This window comes from Mailhella massiliensis (assembly GCF_020741395.1).
GTDB classification, from domain to species: domain Bacteria; phylum Desulfobacterota; class Desulfovibrionia; order Desulfovibrionales; family Desulfovibrionaceae; genus Mailhella; species Mailhella massiliensis_A.
Genome location: NZ_DYZA01000087.1, coordinates 1 through 4,667 on the forward strand (window position 1 = coordinate 1; position 4,667 = coordinate 4,667).

At 63.6% G+C, this 4,667-nt stretch carries 4 protein-coding genes; all 4 read left to right on the forward strand.

The features are described 5' to 3' along the window. Positions 1-58: 58 nt before the first annotated feature. Entirely contained in the window at positions 59-697 is a 639-nt protein-coding gene (locus tag K8W16_RS04700; protein ID WP_304121558.1) for an outer membrane protein, read from the forward strand. A gap of 202 nt (positions 698-899) precedes the next feature. Then, a complete protein-coding gene (locus tag K8W16_RS04705) occupies positions 900-1,400 on the forward strand; it encodes an HIT domain-containing protein (protein WP_304121560.1) in 501 nt (166 codons plus the stop codon). Between the two features lie 36 nt (positions 1,401-1,436). Next, on the forward strand, positions 1,437-1,811 hold the full coding sequence (locus K8W16_RS04710; protein WP_304121562.1) for a LapA family protein: 375 nt from the start codon (positions 1,437-1,439) through the stop codon (positions 1,809-1,811). 127 nt (positions 1,812-1,938) lie between these two features. Continuing rightward, positions 1,939-4,623, forward strand: a complete 2,685-nt coding sequence (mutS, locus tag K8W16_RS04715; RefSeq protein ID WP_304121564.1) for a DNA mismatch repair protein MutS — start codon at positions 1,939-1,941, stop codon at positions 4,621-4,623. Positions 4,624-4,667: the final 44 nt, after the last annotated feature.

The following is a 4,667-nucleotide window of genomic DNA, read 5'->3' on the forward strand; positions in this document are numbered from 1 at the left end:
CGGCCGGGGCCGCCTTCCCGCACGGACAACAATGAACATGTCAACCAAGGGGTTTTCCATGAAGAAATCTTGCATTGCCGCCGCTCTCGCCCTGCTTCTTGCGCTGCCCTGCGCCGCGAAGGCCGCAGAAAGCGGCATTTACGTCGCCCCCAAGTTCGTCACCGGCTACCAGAGCACCGACTGGAAGGCGAGCGTGCCCGGCTATTCCGCTTCCAAGGACAGTACGCGCGGCATCGCCGGCTTTTCCGTTGCCGGAGGCTATGACTTCAGCGTGATGCACGGCGTCCCCGTGCGCGCGGAACTCGAATACGGCTACAACAGCCGCGTGGATAAGAGCATGGGCATAGGCGATGCGGAATCCCGCCTCCAGACCCTCATGCTCAACGGCTACTGGGATATCACCAATATCATGGACTTCACTCCCTATGTGGGCGCGGGCGTCGGCCTCGTCTTCGCCAACACGCGCGGCGGGGTGAATGTGGGCAAATATCACTACGGCTCCTCCGATACCGATGTGAACCTCGCCGCCCAGGTGGGCTTCGGCTGCTCCTACTTCTTCACGCCCAACATCTCCGCCGACCTCGGCTACCGCTACCTCTTCACCGGCGACGGCGAAACGGGCTACGGCGGCTACAACCTGAAGGCCGATTCCCTGCGCATGCATCAGATCTCCCTCGGCCTGCGCCTTACCTTCTAGTTCCCGGGGCCGGAACCTTCCGGCCTTTTTCCGGCAAAGGTTCTCCCGCGCACAGGGGGAGCTTACGCGCCTTCGGAAAGGGGGCGCGCCGCAACAGCTCCGTGAAAGCGCCTTTTTCGCCTCTTTCTGCCGGTAAAAGCCGCCCGTGGCCTCTTGCCGCAACCCTGCGGCTGTGCTACTGTGCGCAAAGGAGACTGTTTTTATGAAGAATCTGTGGGCGCCTTGGAGAATGCAGTATATTCTCGGGCCGAAACCTCATGACGGATGCGTGCTCTGCGCGCCGGAAAACCCTGCGGAAGATGAAGAGCGCCTCATCGTCTACCGCGCCGCCCATGTCTTCGTCATGCTCAACCGCTATCCGTACGCTTCGGGCCACCTCATGGTGCTGCCTTATCGCCATGTGGGCGACGTGACGGATCTGACGGCGGAAGAAGCCTCCGAACTCATGGAGGTGGCGCAGCTTTGCTGCCGCGTCCTGCGGGAGACGTGCCGCCCGCAGGGCATCAATGTGGGGCTGAACCTGGGGGCCGCCGCAGGCGCGGGCCTCGGCGAGCACCTCCACATGCACGTCGTGCCCCGCTGGAGCGGCGATTCCAACTTCATCGCCGTGCTCGGCGATGTGAGAGTCATACCCGAAGCCCTTGAGGAAACCCGCCGCCGGCTGGCCCCGGTATTTGCCGCGCTGTCGGCCTGTTCCGTCTGAACCTTTTTCCGCGCGCGTGCCGCCAAAGGAGACCCCATGCGCTATATCAAGGTATTCTTTCTGGTGTTCCTGTTCTTCCTGGTCATGATGCTTTTCGTGCAGAATCAGGCCTCCTTCTCCGACATGGTGACGCTGAAGTTCGATCCCATGTTCGCCCCGGCCATGACTTCCGCCCCCCTGCCGCGCTACGCGCTTCTGCTCATCAGCTTCGCCATAGGCGCTGCCGTGGTGCTCATTATGCTCATGTGGGACAGAGTCACCCTTTCCGGCCGCCTTTCCGCCGCCCGCCGCCGCGCCGGCTCCCTGCAGAAGCAGCTGGAGAAGGTGACGGCCGAGAAGGAAAAGCTCATCGCGGAAAAGGCGCAGCTTGAAGCCGCCGTCAAGGAACTGGAATCAGAAGAAGCGGAATAGGCTTTTTCCGGCGCATGCCGCGCCGTTTCATCTCGTTGTTCGGGGCCTTTCGTCCGGGCGTGCGCCTTTGCGAAAGGTCCTTTCTTTTTTCCGCCCGGCTTCTGCCGTGCGCCTTGTCAGGGTAGGTATGAGCGACAACGCACCCAGGCTTACGCCCATGTACCGGCAGTATCTGGAAATCAAAAAGGAATATCCCGACGCCCTGCTTTTTTACCGCATGGGGGATTTCTACGAACTTTTCTTTGAAGACGCCGAAACTGCAGCGCGGGAACTTCAGCTCGCCCTCACGAGCCGCAGCCGCGACGAGGGCGGCGTGCCCATGTGCGGCGTGCCCTGGCATGCGGCGGAATCCTACATCAGCCAGCTGGTGGAAAAGGGCTTCAAAATCGCCGTCTGCGACCAGGTGGAAGACCCGAAGCAGGCTAAAGGCCTGGTGAAGCGGGCCGTCACCCGCGTGGTGACGGGCGGCACCGTCCTGGAAGACGCCAACCTCGAGGCCAAGGCGCACACCTATCTCGGGGCCTTTCTCTGGGATGAGGCTGCCGGGGCCGGGGCCTTCGCCTGGCTCGACGTCTCCACCGGCGCGTGGACGGGACTGCAATCCCCCCATAAGGAGGAGCTGCGGCAGTGGGTGCTCAAAATGGCCCCGCGCGAGCTTCTCGTGCCCGATAAGGACGAAGTGCCCCTGTCCTTCACTTCCACTCCCGGCATACAGGTGGTGCGCCTGCCCGCCCGCAGCCATTTCGAGCTGCCCCAGGCAAAGGAAAGAGTGCTCGCCGCCCAGCATGTGCAGGAAGCCGCCGCCCTGGGCCTGGAAAAAAGCCCCCAGCTCATGCAGGCCTGCGGCGCGCTCATCGCCTACCTTGAGAGCATGCAGAAGCAGGACCCGGCCCAGCTCGCCCCCTTCCGCCCCCTGGAAAAGGGCCGCTACCTCATTCTCGACGAAGTCACCGAGCGTAATCTCGAGCTCTTCTCACGCCTGGACGGAAAGCGCGGCGCAGGCACGCTCTGGGCCGTCATGGATCATACCTGCACCCCCATGGGCGGCCGCCTCCTCGAAGAGCGTATGCGCTGCCCCTGGCGCAGGCTCGACCCCATTCTCCGCACCCAGGAGGCCGTGGAATTCTTCCTGGCCCGCAAGGATATCCGCAAGGCCCTGCGCGAGGCCCTGAAAAACGTGTACGACATGGAGCGCCTCTCCACCCGTATCGCCCTGAACCGCTGCCAGCCGCGCGATTTCGCCGCCCTCAGGGAAAGCCTGCGCGCCCTGCCCGCCGTGCGCGACGCGCTCCTGCTGCCCGAAAAGGGCCGCTTCTCCACCGAGGACGAGCGCCGCGGAGAAACCCTGCCCGAGGCCCTGCGCCTCATCGTGAAGAAATGGGTCGGCATGGAAGACATTGCCGCCCTGCTTACCCGCGCCCTGAAGGACGATCTCCCCCCTCAGATCACCGAGGGCGGACTCTTCCGCCCGGGCTACAACGCCGAACTCGACGAACTGCTCGACCTTGCGGAACACGGCGAGTCGCGCCTTCAGGAACTTCTGGGCGAAGAGCAGCAGAAAAACTCCATGCCCAAACTCAAGCTCGGCTATAACCATGTCTTCGGCTACTACTTCGAACTCTCCCGGGCCCAGCAGACTTCCCCCATTCCGGAATATTTCCAGCGCCGCCAGAGCCTGGTGAACAGCGACAGGTTCACTACCCCGGCCCTTCAGGAGCTGGAAGAGAAAATGCTCACCGCCGCCGAAAGACGCAAAAGCCTCGAATACCGCCTCTATCAGGAACTGCGCGCCACCGTGGCCGAAAGCCGCCCGCGCCTTGCCGAGTCCGCTTCCGCCCTCGCAAGGCTCGATTTCTGGCAGGGCCTGGCCCACGCCGCCGAAAAAAACGGCTGGACAAAACCCGAACTCTGCGAAGGCCAGCACCTCTCCATCCACCAGGGCCGGCACCCCGCCGTGGAAGCCGTGGTCGGCCGCTCCGCCTTCATCCCCAACGACCTCGTCATGGATGAAAAACGCCGCCTCATCCTCATCACCGGACCCAATATGGCGGGCAAGTCCACCGTGCTCAGGCAAACCGCCCTCATCGTCCTCATGGCCCAGATGGGCTCCTTCGTGCCCGCTTCCGAAGCCCGTATCGGCCTCGTCGACCGCATCTTCTCCCGCGTGGGCGCTTCCGACAACCTCGCCCAGGGCCAGAGCACCTTCATGGTCGAAATGATGGAAACCGCCCGTATCCTCCGCCAGGCAGGCAGGCGCAGCCTCGTCATACTCGATGAAATAGGCCGCGGTACCAGCACCTTCGACGGCCTCGCCCTCGCCTGGGCCGTGGTCGAAGAACTCTCCCGCCGCGCAGGAGGAAGCATCCGTACCCTCTTCGCTACCCATTACCACGAACTCACCGGCCTCGCCCAAACGCTCCCCGGCGTGTGCAATATGAATATCGCTATACGCGAATGGAACGGCGATATCGTCTTCCTCCGCCGACTCATCCCCGGCCCCGCCGATAAAAGCTACGGCATAGAGGTCGCACGCCTCGCAGGCGTCCCTGCTTCCGTGGTCCAGCGCGCCCGCGATATCCTCGCCCAACTCGAGGCCGCCCGCGGTAAGGCCCGCGTCGCTAAACTCGAAACCGCCATACTCCCCGGACTCCAACCCCGCCCCGTACCCCCTGCGACCGCTCCTGCCCCCGTACACGAAGACCACCCCCTCCTCGACGCCCTGCGCGCCCTCAACCCCGACGCCATGACCCCCATGGACGCCCTCAAACTCCTCTCCGATTGGAAAGCCCTCTGGGGCTCCCCCTCGCAGTAACGCTGAAGGCAGAAAAGGCAGAAAAGGCAGGAAAGGCACGCGGG

What these genes read in the sequence shown, in the direction of transcription:
- K8W16_RS04700 (WP_304121558.1), top strand. Translation starts at nt 59, where the DNA reads ATGAAGAAATCTTGCATTGCCGCCGCTCTCGCCCTGCTTCTTGCGCTG.
- K8W16_RS04705 (WP_304121560.1), top strand. Translation starts at nt 900, where the DNA reads ATGAAGAATCTGTGGGCGCCTTGGAGAATGCAGTATATTCTCGGGCCG.
- K8W16_RS04710 (WP_304121562.1), top strand. Translation starts at nt 1,437, where the DNA reads ATGCGCTATATCAAGGTATTCTTTCTGGTGTTCCTGTTCTTCCTGGTC.
- mutS (WP_304121564.1), top strand. Translation starts at nt 1,939, where the DNA reads ATGAGCGACAACGCACCCAGGCTTACGCCCATGTACCGGCAGTATCTG.